Origin of the sequence: Pseudoxanthomonas sp. OG2, from assembly GCF_014192765.1 — a bacterium.
GTDB classification, from domain to species: domain Bacteria; phylum Pseudomonadota; class Gammaproteobacteria; order Xanthomonadales; family Xanthomonadaceae; genus Pseudoxanthomonas_A; species Pseudoxanthomonas_A beigongshangi.
This window is the reverse complement of sequence record NZ_JACHYM010000002.1, coordinates 436082-452313: the sequence shown is the minus strand read 5'-3', so window position 1 is coordinate 452313 and position 16232 is coordinate 436082. Positions and strand designations below refer to the sequence as shown.

Genomic DNA, 16232 nt, shown 5'->3' with positions numbered 1-16232 from the left:
AAATTCCTGCGGCTGCGGCGTGGTTGCTGCGTGGCGGGACCGTCCTGGCATGGTGCTTGTCGCTCGCAGGCTTCCTCGGCGCCATGGCGATTGCGGAGAGCGCCACCCGGAACTGGTTCCTGCCCGAAGTAGGCCTTGCGCTCTGTACCGTCGTCACTTGCTGGTTCCTGGCGGTCCTGATTCACGAGTCGGGACATGCGCTGGCCGCGCATCTGAAGGGCATGCGCGTCATGCGCATGCAGGCGGGCATGCTGGACGTCATCTTCCTGCGGCGTGGGTTCCGCTGGCGAATCGCCAGGCCGCCCGGTGGCCTGCACGGATATGTCCAGGCCTATCCCGATCCCGCGGCGGCGATTCGTCCAGCCATGCTGTGCATGATCGCGGGCGGGCCGTTGGCAAATCTCGCCGCCGCGATCCTGGCTGTCTTGTTGACCCGATGCGCAGAAGTGGAGCGGGAAGGATTGGTCCATGCCTTCGCCTTGATCAACGGCGTGGTGGGCATCACCAATCTCATGCCGATGGCGCGGGGTTGGGCAAGCGACGGCCTGCTGCTCTATCTGTGGGGACGCCGTTCCCCCGATGAACAATCTTCGTTGCTGGCCCATTTGAGGCTGATGTCGCTTTCCGTATTCGGGACAACTTCCGATCGGTTGCCGGAGCAACTGGTCGACGATCTGGACGCGCAAGGAAGCACGGCGTCGCTCATCGCCTTGTGGATACGCATGAAGGCGTCCCAGAATCTGGGGAACTGGAAGGCAGTAGAAGCACTGGACGACCAGCTGGAGCAGATTCTGTCCGGCATGCCTGGAAAGGAGCAACGGGAAAACAAGCCGCTACTCGTACTGCTCAGACTGGAACTGGCGTTCTCCCGGGCCATGCATGAACAGCGGGCCGCTCCGCTCGGAAACCTGGTATTCGGAAAGGGCGTTGATTGGCTCGTGCCGCATCTACGCCATCGTCATGCGGCGCTGGCATCCATGCTGGCGGGGGAGTGGTCAGCTGCGGAAGCTGCCCTGCTGCGCGTGAGGCGTCATGCCGAAGCCTCCCAGGACCGTGCGTTGGCTGAAAGCGAGAACAGGATTTCCCGGCATATCCGCGCACTCGGACCCACATTCCCGAGCGGCTAACGGGCAGCGCGCGGCACCCGTCACCCCGGTTGATTGCCTCGTCCAGGCGCGGGGAAATCAGCTCCGTCTTGCCAGCGCCTGCCCCAATCGCACCGGCGATTCGGCATGCAGTTCCGGTGACAGTTCCGCCACGCCGGGTGGCAGCAGGACGATCACGGTCGAGCCGTAGTTGAACCGGGCCATCTCCTCGAAGCGGTCCAGGGTGATGCCCTGGCCGCGATAGTCCTTGCGGGTGACGCGATCCCCGTAGGCGGGAATCTCCACGCCGCTCCAGACCGTCTCCACGCCCGACACCAGCAGCGCGCCGACCATCACCGAGACCATCGGGCCGAAGTCGGTATCGAAGTGGCAGACCAGGCGCTCGTTGCGCGCGAACAGGCCCGGTACGCTGGCGACCGCGTCGGTACCGACGCTGAAAAGGCGGCCGGGCACGTGCACGGTTTCACGCAACGTGCCGCGCCAGGGCATGTGCACCCGGTGGTAGTCGCGCGGCGACAGGTACACGGTGGCGTACAGGCCGTCGCGGAACGGTTCGGCGTCGGTGGCATCGCCCAGCAGCTCGGAGGCGGTGAACGACTGGCCCTTGGCCTGGAAGATGCGGCCGTCCTGGATCGGCCCGCACTGGCTGATGTGGCCATCGGCCGGCATCAGCAATGCGCGTGGATCCGGGGCTGCGACGCGCGCGCCCGGCTTGAGGGCGCGGGTGAAGAAGGCGTTGAAGCTTGGATAGGCACGCGCGTCGGGTTCGGCGGCTTCGGACAGATCCACGCCGAAGCGGCGCACCACCGCGTCGATCAGCCATTGCTTGATGGCCGGCGAAGTGGAGTAGGCGAGCTTGCGCGCCAGCGAAGACAGCAGGCGATGCGGCAGGACGTAGGTGAGCGCGGTGACCGGACTCATCGCGCGGCGGCCTCGGTCAGCGCCTTCATGTCGGTGGCGATTGCGTCCGGCCGGAACGGCGGGCGGATCAGGCCGGCCAGGCGACCCTGCGGATCCAGCACGGCGATGGCCGAGGAATGGTCCATCGAATAGTCGTTGGGATTCTGCTCGAAGCCCTTGCCCGGCACCTTCATGAAGACGAAGCCCAGCGACTTGGCGAAGTTCTCCAGGGTCGGCGCGTCGGCGGTCGCCGCCAGCGTGTCCGGATGGAAGGCGTGCGCGTACTCGCCGACCTTGTTGGGGGTGTCGCGCTCCGGATCCACCGACACGAACAGCACCCGCGGGCGCGTGGAATCGGGCAGGGCACGCCACTGGTTCTGCGACTGGGCCAATTCGGCCAGGGTGGTCGGGCAGACGTCGGGGCAGAACGTGAAGCCGAGGAACACCAGGGTCCAATGGCCCTTCAGTTCGCCGGAGGCCAATTGCGTACCATCGGACTGGCGCAGCGAGAATTCGGGCAGCGGGCGCGCCTGCGGGAACATCGTCACCGCCTGCGTGGCCGGCCATGCCTGGGCGGGGCGGGCGGGACCGAAGAACTTCTGCGCGGCCAGCAGGCCCAGGCCGGCGGCCAGCGCCAGCAGCAGGATGATCCCGAACTTCTTGTTGAACATGGCGGGTCTCGCGGAAGGGCCGGCGTGGCCGCGGTTTCGGGGCTTGCCGGCGGACCCGACATGATACCGGCGCAGCGCCTATAATCGGGAACCGGACCCCACCGGCCATTTCCCCGCCTTTACGCCATGACTGCCGACGCAGCCGCAGAACTGCACACCCTCATCGACCTGATCCGTTACGGCGCCAGCCGTTTCAACGAGGCCGGCCTGACCTTCGGCCACAGCTACGACAACGCCCTCGATGAGGCGACCCACCTGGTGCTGCACACGCTGCATCTGCCGCCGGATCTGGGCCCGGCCTATGGCCAGGCGCGGGTCACCAGTGCCGAGAAGGCGGAAATCCTGGCGCTGTTCAAGCGCCGCGTGGAGGAACGCGTGCCGGTCGCCTACCTGACCGGCGAGGCCTGGTTCGCCGGCCTGAGCTTCAAGAGCGACGCGCGCGCGCTGGTGCCGCGCTCGCCGATCGCCGAATTGATCGAATCCGGTTTCGAGCCCTGGTTGGGCGGACGCGAGGTCAACCATGCGCTGGACCTGTGCACCGGTTCCGGCTGCATCGCCATCGCCATGGGCCACTACAACCCCGACTGGCAGGTCGATGGCGTCGACATCAGCGACGACGCGCTGGCGCTGGCCGCCGAGAACAAGGCGCGCCTGCATGCGGACAATGTGCAACTGGTGAAGTCGGATCTGTTCGCCGGCCTCGGTGGTCGCCACTACGACCTGATCGTCACCAATCCGCCCTATGTCACCAACGACGAGACCGACGCGCTGCCGAAGGAATATTCCTTCGAGCCGGAACTCGGCCTGCGCGCCGGAGACGACGGCCTGGATCTGGTGTTGAAGATCCTGCGCGACGCACCACTGCACCTGAGCCAGGAAGGCCTGCTGATCTGCGAGGTCGGCGAATCAGAGCACGCGCTTGTGAAGCTGCTGCCGGACGTCGAATTCGCCTGGATCGAATTCAAGGTCGGGCAGATGGGTATCTTTGCGGTCGAATGCGCGGAACTGATCCGGCACAACAAGCACATCCGTGCGCTGGCGGACGCGCGAAAATGAAAACCCTTTCCGATGGCCGCGCGCCATCCCGAAGGTAACGCCGGGCCTGCTCGGCGAGCACGTCCGGTTTGCCGGAACAGCGGAGCGAGCTCCGCTCTACATGAGACATCGCCTTGAGCAGCAACAGTTTCGGAAAACTCCTCACCGTCACCACGTTCGGCGAATCGCACGGACCGGCGATCGGCTGCGTGCTCGACGGCTGCCCGCCGGGGCTGGCGATCGCGCCGGAGGAATTCCGCCATGACCTGGAGCGCCGTGCGACCGGCAAGAGCCGACACACTTCGGCGCGGCGCGAGGCCGACGACGTGGAAATCCTCAGCGGCGTCTACGAGGGCCTGACCACCGGCACGCCGATCGCGCTGCTCATCCGCAATACCGATCAGCGCAGCAAGGACTACGCCAACATCGCCAGCCAGTTCCGTCCCGGCCATGCCGACTATGCCTATTGGCAGAAGTACGGCATCCGGGATCCGCGCGGCGGCGGGCGTTCCTCGGCGCGCGAAACGACCATGCGCGTCGCTGCCGGTGTCATCGCCAAGAAGTGGCTGGCGCAGCGCCATGGCGTGACGGTGCGCGGCTATCTGTCGCAACTGGGACCGATCACGCCGGAAGGCTTCGAATGGAGCGTGGTCGAGGACAACCCGTTCTTCTGGCCGCATGCGGCGCAGGTGCCCGAACTGGAAAGCTACATGGATGCGCTGCGCAAGTCCGGCGATTCGATCGGCGCGCGCGTGAACGTGGTCGCCGACGGCGTGCCGCCGGGATGGGGCGAACCCATCTACGGCAAGCTCGATGGGGATCTGGCCGCCGCGCTGATGAGCATCAACGCGGTCAAGGGCGTGGAAATCGGCGACGGCTTCGCGGCGGTCACCCAGAAGGGCACCGAGCACCGCGATGAGATGACTCCGCAAGGCTTCCTCTCCAACCACGCCGGCGGCATCCTCGGCGGCATCTCGACCGGCCAGCAGGTCACCGCCTCGATCGTGCTCAAGCCCACCTCCAGCCTGCGCCTGCCCGGCCGCACGGTGAATGTGGACGGCCAGCCGGTGGACGTGATCACCACCGGTCGCCACGATCCCTGCGTGGGCATCCGCGCCACGCCGATCGCCGAGGCGATGATGGCGCTGGTGCTGATGGACCACGCCTTGCGCCACCGCGCCCAGTGCGGCGACGTGGGCGACGTGCCGCCCCGGGTACCGGGACAAGCAGATGGCTGAATCCCGCCGCCGCGTCTGGGTCTCGCAGCCGCTGTTCGATGACGTCATCGGACGGCTGGGCGAGTACTTCGACGTGCACGGGACCGCCGAGGTTCAGGCGTACACGGCTGCACAGATCGCCGCGCACCTGCGCGAGGCGGACGGCGCCGTGGTCACGCTCAACGAACGCATCGGCGCGGCCGAGATCGCGGAGGCGCCGCGGCTGAAGGCCGTCGCCAACGTTGGCGTCGGCTACAACAATCTCGACATTCCCGCGCTGGAAGCGGCCGGCATCCTGGCGACCAACACACCGGACGTATTGACCGAGACCACCGCCGATTTCGGTTTCGCCCTGCTGATGGCCACCGCCCGCCGCATCACCGAGGCCGAGCGCTGGCTGCGCGAGGGCCAATGGAGGCAATGGTCGTTCAGCAGCATGCTCGGCGTGGATCTGCACGGCAGTACGCTGGGCATCCTCGGCATGGGCCGGATCGGGCAGGGCATCGCCCGCCGCGCGGCGGGTTTCGGCATGCGCGTGCACTACCACAACCGCCATCGCGTCGATGCCGCGATCGAGCGCGAGTGCCGCGCCGAGTACGTCGATTTCGACACACTGCTGACCGGCTCCGATCATCTCGTGCTGGTGCTGCCGTATTCGCCGGCCGTCCACCATCTGATCGATGCGGCCGCGCTGGCGAAGATGAAGCCGACCGCGACGCTGGTGAACATCGCCCGCGGTGGCCTGGTCGACGAGTTGGCGCTGGCGCAGGCGTTGTCGCAGGGCCGCCTGGCCGCGGCCGGGCTGGACGTCTACGAGGGCGAGCCGGAGGTTCGCCCGGAACTGCTCGCGCTGCGCAACGTGGTGCTGACGCCCCACATCGCCAGCGCGAGCCTGGCGACGCGGCGTGCGATGGTCGGCCTGGCGGTGGACAATCTCATCGCCGCGCTGGGCGAAGGCCCGGACGCCGGTCGTCCCGCCACCCCGGTCAATCCGGGCGTGCTGGCAATCGCCGGCGGCAACCGCAAAACCACCGCGATTAAACGATAGGGAGCCTCTGGCCTTCCCGGAGGTTCCCCGAACACAGCCCCCCATTGCTGTCCGCTGTCTTCCGCATCCCTATCTTCATCACTTTCGCGAATCCCATTCCATGAGCAATCAGAACCGCAGTTTCAACGTCGCCGTCGTGGGCGCCACCGGTGCCGTCGGCGAAACCATGCTGTCCATCCTCGCCGAGCGCGATTTCCCCGTCGGCAAGCTGGTGGCGCTGGCGTCCGAGCGTTCGGCCGGCGGCGAGGTCGAGTTCAACGGCCAGAAGATCACCATCCAGGATCTGGCCACGTTCGATCCGGCCGGCATCGACATCGCCCTGTTCTCCGCCGGTGGCGGCGTGTCCAAGGAATACGCGCCGAAGTTCGCCGCCGCGGGCGCGGTGGTGATCGACAACTCCTCGGCCTTCCGCTACGACGACGACGTGCCGCTGGTGGTCAGCGAGGTCAACCCGGAACAGGTGCAGAACCGTCCGCGCGGCATCATCGCCAATCCCAACTGCTCGACCATGCAGATGCTGGTCGCGCTGGCGCCGATCCACCGCAAGGCCGGCATCGAGCGCATCAACGTGGCGACCTACCAATCGGTGTCCGGCGGTGGCCGTTCGGCGCTGGAGGAACTGGGCCGCCAGACCGGCGCGCTGCTGAACTTCCAGGATCCGGATCCGCAGCGCTTCCCGGTCCAGATCGCCTTCAACCTGATTCCGCACATCGACGAATTCCTCGACAACGGCTTCACCAAGGAGGAAATGAAGCTCGTCTGGGAGACCCGCAAGATCCTCGGCGACGACAGCATCCAGGTGAATCCGACCGCGGTGCGGGTGCCGGTGTTCTACGGCCACTCCGAGGCGGTCAACGTCGAGACCAGGGTCAAGCTGAGCGCCGCGGAAGCCCGTGCGCTGCTGGAGAACGCCCCGGGCGTGGAAGTGGTGGACGACCGCGCGCCCGGCGGCTATCCGACCCCGGTCACGCATGCCTCCGGCACCGATCCGGTCTATGTCGGCCGCATCCGCGAGGACCTGTCGCATCCGCGCGGCCTGAACCTGTGGATCGTCGCGGACAACATCCGCAAGGGCGCGGCCCTGAACGCCGTGCAGCTGGCGGAACTGGTGGCGAAAAACGGTTGAACCGTTATAGTCGGCGCCATCGTGGCAAAGGGGACGGCTTGATGCCGAGGGCGGGATACCGATGGCGTGGCCTGGCCGCGCTGGCGCTGCTGTTGATCAGCAGTTCGGCGCTGGCGCTGGGGCTGGGCGAGATCCGGGTGAAATCAGCGCCCGGACAGCCGTTGCTGGCCGAGATCCCGATCATCTCCACCGAACCCGGCGAGCTGGAGCAATTGCGCGCCCAGCTCGCTTCCCCGACCACCTTCGAGCGGGTCGGCCTGCCCAGGCCGACCGGTCTGGTCGGCAATCTCGATTTCGCGGTGGCGCTGGACGAGGCCGGTCGCCCGGTGATCCGGGTCACCACGCAGGAGCCGGTCACCGTGCCGGTGCTCAACTTCCTGGTCGAAGTGGACTGGGGCCAGGGCCGGCTGGTGCGCGAGTACTCGGCGATGGTCGACTCGCCGGGCGCGGTCGCGGCCGCCACCCAGCCGGTCATCGACGCCCCGCAGGCCGCGCCGGAGGATGCCATCGTGCGTCCGGCCGAACCGCCGGTCGCGGCGGTCGAGCCCGCGCCGCCCGCCGACGCGCCGCCGGCGCCGGCGCCGGCACCGACCAGCGCGGCTCCCGCCGGGGCAACCGCGGCGGTGCGGCCGGCACCGGCACCGGCCGCACAGGCGGGCGATCAAATGACCGTCGCACGCGGCCAGACCCTGTCGGCGATCGCGCGCGACATCGGCGGCGGAAGCAGCCTGGACCAGACCATGATCGCCCTGCTGCGGGCGAACCCCGAGGCGTTCATCGGCGGCAACATCAACCGTCTGAAACAGGGCGCGGTGTTGCGCATTCCGGCCTCGGACGAAGTCGCAGGGCTGGGGCAGGCCGAGGCCGCGGCGCTGGTGCGCAACCAGGTCGACGAATGGCGGCAGGCGCGCCGGCCAATTCCGCAACCGGCGGCGATCGCGGCAACCACCGCATCACCGGCGGCCGAAGCGCCGTCGCGCGCGGCGGAAGCCCGCCTGGAAATCGCGCCGCCACTGGCGGGCGCGGCGGCACGGGCGGGAACACAATCCGGCGTTGAAGCCGGTGGCGAGGGCGACATGCTGGCGAACGAACAACTGCAACAGAGCAAGGAAGACCTGGCCGCCCGCGAATCCGAAGTGCAGGAACTGCGCGCGCAGGTCGCCGAGCTGGAAAAACTCAAGCAGCAGCAGGACAAGCTGATCGCGATGAAGGACAGCGATCTGGCCGCCGCCCAGCAACGGCTGGCGCAGTCCAACGACCCGTCGCAGGGCGCACCGCAGGGAACACCGCTGTGGGCGTGGATTGGCTGGGCGCTGCTGATCGTCGGCGCGTTGGCCTGGTTGATCAGCAGCCGTCGCCAGCGCACCTCGCCGCCGAAGCCCGCCTCGCGCAAACCGTTGTTCGAAGCACCGGTGGCGACGGCAGCGCCGGCGGCCCCGGAGCAGGCGGAAGAAGCACCGGCACCCGAGGTGCCGCGCGAACCCGCACCGGCGGTGGCACCGGCGATCCCGGTCACGCCGGCCGCGCCGGTCAAACCGAATTCGCCGACCTGGCACTCCGGCGGCGAACCGGCGGCGGATCCGGTCGCCCGCGTGGCGCCGTTGAATCCGGCTCCGGCCGGCCGCGAACGACTGGAACTGGCGGTCGCGTACCTGGATCTGGGCGACACCGTCACCGCGCGCGATCTGCTGAACGAAGTGGCCGCCGGCAACGACGAAACGGCGCGTCAGGAAGCCCTGCAACTGCTGCGCGATCTGGGTTGATGCGGGCACGGGCAAGGAGTCGCTGATGCGGTACGCGCTGGGCGTCGAATACGACGGCAGCGGTTTCCAGGGCTGGCAGCGCCTGAGCAAGTCCGGTACGCCGGACGAGACCAGCGTGCAGTCGGTGCTGGAAAACGCACTCTCGCGGGTGGCCAACGCGCAGGTCGACACGATCTGCGCGGGGCGTACCGACGCGGGCGTGCATGCGCAGTGCCAGGTCGTCCACTTCGACAGCGATGCGCCGCGCGATCCCCGCAGCTGGGTGCTGGGTGCCACCGCCAATCTTCCGCCCGCGGTGTGCGTGCGCTGGTGCCAGCCGATGCCGGACGACTTCAATGCGCGCTTTTCCGCGCGGGCGCGCCGCTACCGTTATCGCCTGGTCAACCGCATCGTCCGCCCCGCGCTGGAACGGCACATGCTGAGCTGGGAGCGGATGCCGCTGGATGCGGACGCGATGCACCGCGCCGCGCAGGCGCTGCTCGGCGAGAACGATTTCAACGCGTTCCGGACCGTGCATTGCCAGTCGCCGCACGCATTCCGCGACCTGCAGGCGATTTCGGTGCGGCGCGAAGGCGAACAGGTCCGGGTCGACGTGCAGGCCAACGCGTTCCTGCACCACATGGTGCGCAACATCGTCGGTTCGCTGTTGGTGGTCGGGCGCGGCGAGAAACCTGAAAGCTGGATCGCGGAGCTGCTCGCCGGTCGCGACCGCACCGTGGCCGGGCCGACCGCGCCGCCCGACGGCCTGGTGTTCGTCAGTCCGCTGTATCCGTCGCATTGGCGATTGCCGCCCGAAGTGACCCTGCCGGATTGACCCGCGGCCCGCGCACCTGGCCGTCACGCGCCGGCGCTTGCGTGGAGGGTAGGGTGGCGCGGATGCTCTTCCCGATTCCCGATTCCCGATTCCCGATTCCCGATTCCCCATGCCCACCCGCATCAAATTCTGTGGATTGACCCGAGCCGAGGACGTGCGCGCTGCGGTGGAACTGGGTGTGGACTACGTCGGCCTGGTGTTCGCGCCGCGCAGCCCGCGCCGATTGCTGATCGGGCAGGCCCGCATGCTGCGCGAACTGGTGCCCGAGGAAATCGCGGTGGTGGCGCTGATGATGGACAACAGCGCCGATGACGTGGAAGGCGTGATTGAGCACGTACGTCCGGATCTGCTGCAGTTCCATGGTGGCGAAGAGGATGCGTTCTGCGCCGGCTTCGCCGTGCCGTTCCTGAAAGCCATCGCGATGGGCGGCGCCAGCGAAAGCGCCTTCACCGCGATCGCGCGTTATCCCTCCGCGCATGGCTTCCTGTTCGACGGCCACGCCGCGGGCGAGCAGGGCGGCAGCGGCAAGCGTTTCGACTGGAAGCAAATGCCGCAGGCGACCGAACGGCCGTATCTGCTGGCCGGCGGCCTGTCCGTGGACAACGTGGCCGTCGCGGTCCGCACCGCGCACCCCTGGGGGGTGGATGTATCCAGCGGCATCGAATCCGCGCCCGGGGTGAAGGATGCGGAGAAGATGCGCCAGTTCGTCGATGCGGTCCGCTACGCCGATCAGCGCGCGCAGCCGATCTAGTTCGGGACCGGAGCCATTGCGTCGGCGCCGAGTTCCCGTTCGAGCCAGTCGCCCAGCCGCTCCACCCGCGGATCCAACGGGCCACGCCGGGTGGCGAGAATCCAGGCACCGCCGGTCGCGCTGAATCCCAAGGGAGCGAGCAGGCGGCTGGCCGCCAGATCCGCGGCCACCAGCGGCTCGGGGGCGATCGCCACGCCCATTCCGGCAAGCGCGGCTTCCAGCAGGTAGTAGAGGTGCTCGAATCCGCTGCCGTAACGCAGGCGACCGGGATCGATGCCGTGCTGGGCGGCCCAGACCGGCCAGGCCTGCGGGCGCGATGCGGTGTGCAGCAGCGGCTCTTCCAGCAGGCGGCCGGGATCGTGACTGGCGGGATGACGCGGGCTCACCACCGGGCCGATCCGCTCCGGCGCCAGCTCGCGGACCTGCCAGCCGGACGGCCACGGCGGCTCGGCCAGCAGCAGGGCGGCGTCCAGTCCGGTCAGTTCCGTGTCGAAGCCGTCTTCCTGCGCGGCCAGATGCAGGGTCAGGCCGGGCAGGTCCCGGCCGAGCCGTTCCATGCGGGGAATCATCCAGCGCGCGAGCAGGCTGCCCGGACAGCCCAGCACCAGCGCCGACGGCGTATCGCGGCGCAGCCGGGCGATGGCGTCCTGCAAGCGGGCGAAGGCGGCCGCGGCGGCTTCCTGCAACTGCCGGCCCGCCGGGGTGAGCCGCAGCCCACGTCCTTCGCGGGAGAACAGCACCAGTCCCAGCTCCGCTTCCAGCAACCGGATCTGGCGGCTGACAGCGCCATGGGTGACATGCAGTTCCCGCGCGGCCTGGCTGACGCCGCCCAGCCGGGCCGCGGCCTCGAAGGCGCGCAGGGCGTTGAGTGAAGGCAGGCGGGCGGTCATGACATGTGAGTTTATCTCACGAATCATGCAGAAATCATCGATTCTTGCTGGGGGATGTGTGCGTTATGCTCGGCATCCGCCCATTCGCGCCGCTGCTGTCCATGTCCGAATCCCGCCCCGCCGACTTCCACGCCTTCCCCGACGCCCGCGGCCATTTCGGCCGGTTCGGCGGCCGGTTCGTCGCCGAGACCCTGATCGGCCCGTTGCAGGAACTGGCGGCGGCGTACGACCAGGCCCGCCAGGATCCGGCGTTCCTGGCCGCCTTCGATCACGACCTGAAGCACTACGTCGGTCGTCCCAGCCCGATCTATGAAGCCACCCGGCTGTCGCGCGAAGTCGGCGGCGCGCGAATCCTGCTCAAGCGCGAGGACCTGAACCACACCGGCGCGCACAAGATCAACAACACCATCGGCCAGGCCCTGCTGGCTAGCCGGATGGGCAAGCCGCGCATCATCGCCGAGACCGGCGCCGGCCAGCACGGCGTGGCCAGCGCCACCGTGGCCGCCCGGCTGGGCCTGGAATGCGTGGTCTACATGGGCGCCATCGATATCGAACGCCAGAAGATCAACGTCTACCGGATGAAGCTGCTGGGCGCGACCGTGGTGCCGGTGACGTCCGGCTCGGCGACCCTGAAGGATGCCTTGAACGAAGCGATGCGCGACTGGGTGACCAACGTGCACGACACCTTCTACATCATCGGTACCGTGGCCGGCCCGGATCCGTATCCGCGCATGGTCCGCGACTTCAACGCCGTGGTCGGGCGCGAGGCACGCGCGCAGATGCTGGAGGACTACGGCCGGCTGCCCGACGTGATCACCGCCTGCGTCGGTGGCGGCAGCAACGCCATCGGCCTGTTCCACGCCTTCCTCAACGATGCGGACGTGAAAATCGTCGGTGCCGAGGCGGCCGGCGACGGCATCGACAGCGGCCGTCACGCCGCTTCGATTGCCGCTGGCCGGCCCGGCGTGCTGCACGGCAATCGCACCTACGTGCTGTGCGACGACGACGGCCAGATCATCGAGACCCACTCGGTTTCCGCCGGGCTCGACTACCCGGGCGTCGGCCCGGAACACGCTTTCCTGGCCGACACCGGCCGTGCGCAGTATGTCGGCGTGACCGACGAAGAGGCGCTGGCCGCCTTCCACCAACTGGCCCGCACCGAGGGTATCCTTGCGGCGCTCGAGTCCAGCCACGCCGTGGCCCAGGCCATCAAGCTCGCCCGGGATCTGCCGCGCGACGCCCTGGTCCTGTGCAACCTGTCCGGACGGGGCGACAAGGACGTGCATACCATCGCCGCGCGCGAGAACCTTCATTTCTAAGGCAGTGCAATGACCGAACAGCAGAACGATCCGCAGGCCAGCCAGAATCCGAACCAGCTCGATCCGGCCTTCTTCACCTGCGTCAACGAATACCTGGAACTGACCAATCGCCAGGCCAAGCAGCAGGGCCTCAAGCGCATCAGCGTCGCCTCGCTGTATGCCGCCGCACGTTTCAACTCGCACGTCTACCTGTCCTTCGAAGGTGACGCCGCGGCTTCGCGCAAGGATTTCCTCGACTACATGACCAACATGTACCGGCGGATGCTCAACGAGCACCTGGACGCGCTGGGTGCCGAGCGCGGCCTGAACGTCGGCGAATCGGAACTGGCCGCCGAATACGCCGCCTTCAACGAAGCACAGGCCGGCTCGACGGACAACCAGGAAACCAAGCCGGAATGAGCCGATTCGACCAGCGCTTTTTGGAATTGCGCGCCGCCGGCCGCAAGGCGCTCATTCCGTTCATCACCGCCGGGGATCCCTCGCTGGAGGACACGGTGCCGGTGATGCACGCGCTGGTGGAGGCGGGCGCCGACGTGATCGAACTCGGCGTCCCGTTCTCCGACCCCATGGCCGATGGCCCGACCATCCAGCGCAGCTCCGAGCGCGCGCTGGCGCGTGGCGCCGGCCTGCGTTACGTGCTCGATGCCGTGGCGACGTTCCGCAAGCAGGACACGGCCACTCCCATCGTGCTGATGGGGTACCTGAACCCGGTCGAGATCCACGGCACGGCGCGGTTCGCGGAAGCGGCTGTGCAGGCCGGGGTGGACGGGGTGCTGTTGGTGGACCTGCCGCCGGAAGAGGCCGACGAAACCCGCGCCGCCTTCAACCGGCACGGCCTGGCCCTGATCATGCTCGCTTCGCCGACCACCTCCGACGAGCGCATGGCCATGCTCTGCGACGAAGCCCAGGGCTACCTGTACTACGTCAGCTTCGCCGGCGTCACCGGGGCCTCCGAGCGGCTGGATACGCGCGCCGCGGGCGACCGGCTGCGCCGCATCCGTTCCCTGGCCAAGGCGCCGGTCGCCGCCGGCTTTGGCATCCGGGACGCCGCCAGCGCCCGTGCGATGGCGGTGGACGCCGACGGAGTGGTGGTGGGCAGCGCGCTGGTCACCGAGCTGGCCCGTACCGATGCCGCCGAAACCGCTCCGGCCCGCGCCGCCGCCTTCCTGGCGCCGCTCCGGCACGCCCTGGACCAGCCCTGAGCCCGTACCCCTCCGGGGTGAGGGGCGGCCTTGGACGGCCTGCTAAACTGACCCGTCTGCCCATCCGCGGGATGGGCCCCTGAACGGGATTGTCGATAACGCATGAGCTGGCTCAGCAAACTGATGCCGTCGGGCATCCGCACCGAGGGCGGTGGCGCCAAAAGCAAACGCAGTGTGCCCGAAGGGCTGTGGGAGAAGTGCGACCGCTGCGGCGCGGTGCTCTACCGCCCGGAACTGGAAGAAAACCTGGAGGTCTGCCCCAAGTGCGGCTTCCACATGTCCATCCGCGCCCGCGCGCGCCTGCAGGCGCTGTTCGACCCGGGCAGCATCGAGGAAATCAGCACCGGGCTGGCGCCGGTCGACGTGCTGAAGTTCCGCGACCAGAAGAAGTATTCCGACCGCTTCAAGGCGGCGCAGAAGGCGACCGGCGAGCATGACTCGCTGGTGGCGATGAAAGGCACCCTGAAGCAGCGTCCGCTGGTGGCCTGCGCCATGGACTTCGCCTTCATGGGCGGTTCGATGGGTTCGGTCAGCGGCGAGAAGTTCGCCCGTGCCGCCGAACGCGCCCTGGCCGACCGCGTGCCGCTGGTGTCGTTCGCCGCCAGCGGCGGCATGCGCATGCAGGAAAGCCTGTTCTCGCTGATGCAGATGGCCAAGACCTCGGCCGCGCTGGCGCGCCTGCGCGAGCAGGGCATCCCCTACATCTCGGTCAGCACCCATCCCACCTTCGGTGGCGCCTCGGCCTCGTTCGCGATGCTGGGCGACATCAACATCGCCGAGCCGGAAGCGTTGATCGGCTTCGCCGGTCCGCGCGTGATCGAGCAGACCGTGCGCGAAACGCTGCCGGAAGGTTTCCAGCGCGCCGAATTCCTGCTGGAGCACGGCGCCATCGACCAGATCTGCGATCGCCGGGAAATGCGCGATCGCCTGGGCGATCTGCTGGCGCTGCTGCTGAACCAGCCGCGGCCGCAAGAAACCGAAGTCATCGCTTGAGCAAGGAGGCACTCCGATGAGTCGCAAGTATTTTGGTACCGACGGCATCCGCGGGCGGGTCGGGCAGGGCCCGATCTCGGCCGATTTCGTCCTGCGCCTGGGCAACGCGCTGGGTCGCGTACTGTCCGAGAACACCGGGCGGCGCCCGACCGTGGTGATCGGCAAGGACACCCGCATTTCCGGCTACATGTTCGAAGCCGCGCTGGAAGCCGGGCTGGTCGCCGCCGGCGCCGACGTGCAGCTGATGGGGCCGATGCCGACCCCGGCGGTGGCGTTCCTGTCGCGTACCCTCGGCGCCGACGCGGGCATCGTCATCAGCGCTTCGCACAACCCGCACTACGACAACGGCATCAAGTTCTTCTCGGCCGAAGGCGAGAAGCTGGACGACGCCACCGAGGCGGCGATCGAGGCCGCGCTGGATGGCGACTTCGTCACCGTCGAGTCGGAAAAGCTGGGCAAGGCGATCCGCAGCCGTGACGTGGTCGGCCGCTACATCGAGTTCTGCAAGGCCAGCGTGCCGCGCGGCTTCGATCTGCGGGGCCTGAAGATCGTGCTGGACTGCGCGCATGGCGCGACCTATCACATCGCGCCGCTGCTGTTCCGCGAGCTGGGAGCGGAGGTTGTCGCCATCGGCGCCGAGCCGAACGGCGTGAACATCAACGACGGCGTCGGCTCGATGCATATCGACAATCTCGCCCGCAAGGTGCGCGAGACCGGCGCGGATCTGGGCATCGCCTTCGACGGCGACGGCGATCGCGTGCTGATGGCCGACGACCAGGGCAATCCGGTCGACGGCGATGATCTGCTGTACGTCCTGGCCACGGCCTGGCAGCGGAGCGGGCGGCTGAAGGGCGCGGTGGTCGGCACGCTGATGACCAACTACGGCCTGGAGCGCGCGCTGGCCGAGCGCCAGGTGCCGTTCCTGCGGGTCAAGGTCGGCGATCGCTATGTCCACCAGGGCCTGGTCGAGGGCGGCGGCGTGCTGGGCGGCGAAACCTCGGGCCACTTGCTGTGCCTGGATCGCGCGACCACCGGCGACGCCATCGTCAGCGCGCTGCAGGTGCTGGAAGTGCTCAAGAGCGGTGGGCAGTCGCTGCGCCAGGCGCTGGCCGGCCTGTCCAAGGTGCCGCAGAAGACCATCAACGTGAAGCTGGCCAACGGCGGGCGTCCGGCCGAGGCCGCGAGCGTGCAGGCCGCGCTGGCCGAGGCGCAGGCGGCGGTGTCCGGCCGCGGCCGCGCCTTCCTGCGCCCGTCCGGCACCGAGCCGGTGGTGCGGGTGACCGTCGAGGCCGACGACGACGCGCTGATGCAGGCCACGCTGGAGAAGCTGGCCGAGGCCGTGCGCGCCGCGGCCGCTTGAGGCCGACCAATGCAATCCTGGCGCCGGTCGGCTGGAA

At 68.5% G+C, this 16232-nt stretch carries 16 protein-coding genes; 13 read left to right on the top strand and 3 right to left on the bottom strand.

Features of this window, described 5'->3' with window-relative positions; genetic code table 11:
• Window positions 1-56: 56 nt before the first annotated feature.
• The gene (locus tag FHW78_RS15110) at window positions 57-1127 is read left to right on the top strand and encodes a M50 family metallopeptidase (protein WP_183642417.1); all 1071 of its coding nucleotides are present in this window, start codon (window positions 57-59) and stop codon (window positions 1125-1127) included.
• Between the two features lie 57 nt (window positions 1128-1184).
• Here FHW78_RS15110 and asd read toward each other — a convergent pair whose 3' ends face one another.
• Both asd and FHW78_RS15100 read right to left on the bottom strand, forming a co-directional pair.
• Complete coding sequence (gene asd / locus FHW78_RS15105; protein WP_183642414.1) at window positions 1185-2027, bottom strand: archaetidylserine decarboxylase; 843 nt, start codon at window positions 2025-2027, stop codon at window positions 1185-1187.
• Entirely contained in the window at window positions 2024-2677 is a 654-nt protein-coding gene (locus FHW78_RS15100) for an SCO family protein (protein WP_183642411.1), read from the bottom strand. The genes asd and FHW78_RS15100 overlap by 4 nt, the downstream gene beginning before the upstream one ends.
• Window positions 2678-2803: 126 nt before the next feature.
• On the opposite strand from FHW78_RS15100, the gene prmB reads away from it, so the two are divergent.
• The 7 genes from prmB (at window position 2804) to FHW78_RS15065 (ending at window position 10431) form a co-directional block, all read left to right on the top strand.
• The gene (gene prmB, locus FHW78_RS15095) at window positions 2804-3733 is read left to right on the top strand and encodes a 50S ribosomal protein L3 N(5)-glutamine methyltransferase (RefSeq protein ID WP_183642407.1); all 930 of its coding nucleotides are present in this window, start codon (window positions 2804-2806) and stop codon (window positions 3731-3733) included.
• 113 nt (window positions 3734-3846) lie between these two features.
• Window positions 3847-4950, top strand: coding sequence for a chorismate synthase (aroC, locus tag FHW78_RS15090; RefSeq protein ID WP_183642403.1), 1104 nt, complete (start codon window positions 3847-3849; stop codon window positions 4948-4950).
• Window positions 4943-5977, top strand: coding sequence for a D-glycerate dehydrogenase (locus FHW78_RS15085; RefSeq protein ID WP_183642400.1), 1035 nt, complete (start codon window positions 4943-4945; stop codon window positions 5975-5977). The genes aroC and FHW78_RS15085 overlap by 8 nt, the downstream gene beginning before the upstream one ends.
• 100 nt (window positions 5978-6077) lie before the next feature.
• A complete protein-coding gene (locus FHW78_RS15080; RefSeq protein ID WP_183642397.1) occupies window positions 6078-7103 on the top strand; it encodes an aspartate-semialdehyde dehydrogenase in 1026 nt (341 codons plus the stop codon).
• A gap of 41 nt (window positions 7104-7144) precedes the next feature.
• Window positions 7145-8866, top strand: a complete 1722-nt coding sequence (locus tag FHW78_RS15075) for a FimV/HubP family polar landmark protein (RefSeq protein ID WP_183642394.1) — start codon at window positions 7145-7147, stop codon at window positions 8864-8866.
• A 25-nt stretch (window positions 8867-8891) separates the two neighbouring features.
• Window positions 8892-9680: a tRNA pseudouridine(38-40) synthase TruA gene (gene truA, locus FHW78_RS15070; RefSeq protein ID WP_183642391.1), complete on the top strand. Its 789-nt coding sequence runs from the start codon at window positions 8892-8894 to the stop codon at window positions 9678-9680.
• A 109-nt stretch (window positions 9681-9789) separates the two neighbouring features.
• On the top strand, window positions 9790-10431 hold the full coding sequence (locus FHW78_RS15065; RefSeq protein WP_183642388.1) for a phosphoribosylanthranilate isomerase: 642 nt from the start codon (window positions 9790-9792) through the stop codon (window positions 10429-10431).
• Here the strand turns inward: FHW78_RS15065 and FHW78_RS15060 are convergent.
• The gene (locus tag FHW78_RS15060) at window positions 10428-11321 is read right to left on the bottom strand and encodes a LysR family transcriptional regulator (protein WP_183642385.1); all 894 of its coding nucleotides are present in this window, start codon (window positions 11319-11321) and stop codon (window positions 10428-10430) included. The genes FHW78_RS15065 and FHW78_RS15060 overlap by 4 nt on opposite strands.
• A gap of 101 nt (window positions 11322-11422) precedes the next feature.
• On the opposite strand from FHW78_RS15060, the gene trpB reads away from it, so the two are divergent.
• From trpB to glmM, 5 genes are all read left to right on the top strand, one after another.
• Window positions 11423-12640 carry a tryptophan synthase subunit beta gene (trpB, locus tag FHW78_RS15055; protein WP_183642382.1) on the top strand — a complete coding sequence of 406 codons (1218 nt, stop codon included), beginning with the start codon at window positions 11423-11425 and terminating at the stop codon, window positions 12638-12640.
• A gap of 9 nt (window positions 12641-12649) precedes the next feature.
• Window positions 12650-13039, top strand: a complete 390-nt coding sequence (locus FHW78_RS15050; protein WP_183642379.1) for a DUF3144 domain-containing protein — start codon at window positions 12650-12652, stop codon at window positions 13037-13039.
• Complete coding sequence (gene trpA, locus FHW78_RS15045) at window positions 13036-13842, top strand: tryptophan synthase subunit alpha (RefSeq protein ID WP_183642375.1); 807 nt, start codon at window positions 13036-13038, stop codon at window positions 13840-13842. Before FHW78_RS15050 ends, trpA begins: the two co-directional genes overlap by 4 nt.
• Window positions 13843-13944: 102 nt before the next feature.
• The gene (gene accD / locus FHW78_RS15040; protein WP_141453307.1) at window positions 13945-14835 is read left to right on the top strand and encodes an acetyl-CoA carboxylase, carboxyltransferase subunit beta; all 891 of its coding nucleotides are present in this window, start codon (window positions 13945-13947) and stop codon (window positions 14833-14835) included.
• A gap of 16 nt (window positions 14836-14851) precedes the next feature.
• The gene (gene glmM / locus FHW78_RS15035) at window positions 14852-16195 is read left to right on the top strand and encodes a phosphoglucosamine mutase (RefSeq protein WP_183642372.1); all 1344 of its coding nucleotides are present in this window, start codon (window positions 14852-14854) and stop codon (window positions 16193-16195) included.
• Window positions 16196-16232: the final 37 nt, after the last annotated feature.

What these genes read in the sequence shown, in the direction of transcription:
- asd (WP_183642414.1), bottom strand. Translation starts at nt 2,027, where the DNA reads ATGAGTCCGGTCACCGCGCTCACCTACGTCCTGCCGCATCGCCTGCTG.
- FHW78_RS15100 (WP_183642411.1), bottom strand. Translation starts at nt 2,677, where the DNA reads ATGTTCAACAAGAAGTTCGGGATCATCCTGCTGCTGGCGCTGGCCGCC.
- prmB (WP_183642407.1), top strand. Translation starts at nt 2,804, where the DNA reads ATGACTGCCGACGCAGCCGCAGAACTGCACACCCTCATCGACCTGATC.
- FHW78_RS15085 (WP_183642400.1), top strand. Translation starts at nt 4,943, where the DNA reads ATGGCTGAATCCCGCCGCCGCGTCTGGGTCTCGCAGCCGCTGTTCGAT.
- FHW78_RS15080 (WP_183642397.1), top strand. Translation starts at nt 6,078, where the DNA reads ATGAGCAATCAGAACCGCAGTTTCAACGTCGCCGTCGTGGGCGCCACC.
- FHW78_RS15075 (WP_183642394.1), top strand. Translation starts at nt 7,145, where the DNA reads ATGCCGAGGGCGGGATACCGATGGCGTGGCCTGGCCGCGCTGGCGCTG.
- truA (WP_183642391.1), top strand. Translation starts at nt 8,892, where the DNA reads ATGCGGTACGCGCTGGGCGTCGAATACGACGGCAGCGGTTTCCAGGGC.
- FHW78_RS15065 (WP_183642388.1), top strand. Translation starts at nt 9,790, where the DNA reads ATGCCCACCCGCATCAAATTCTGTGGATTGACCCGAGCCGAGGACGTG.
- FHW78_RS15060 (WP_183642385.1), bottom strand. Translation starts at nt 11,321, where the DNA reads ATGACCGCCCGCCTGCCTTCACTCAACGCCCTGCGCGCCTTCGAGGCC.
- trpB (WP_183642382.1), top strand. Translation starts at nt 11,423, where the DNA reads ATGTCCGAATCCCGCCCCGCCGACTTCCACGCCTTCCCCGACGCCCGC.
- FHW78_RS15050 (WP_183642379.1), top strand. Translation starts at nt 12,650, where the DNA reads ATGACCGAACAGCAGAACGATCCGCAGGCCAGCCAGAATCCGAACCAG.
- trpA (WP_183642375.1), top strand. Translation starts at nt 13,036, where the DNA reads ATGAGCCGATTCGACCAGCGCTTTTTGGAATTGCGCGCCGCCGGCCGC.
- accD (WP_141453307.1), top strand. Translation starts at nt 13,945, where the DNA reads ATGAGCTGGCTCAGCAAACTGATGCCGTCGGGCATCCGCACCGAGGGC.
- glmM (WP_183642372.1), top strand. Translation starts at nt 14,852, where the DNA reads ATGAGTCGCAAGTATTTTGGTACCGACGGCATCCGCGGGCGGGTCGGG.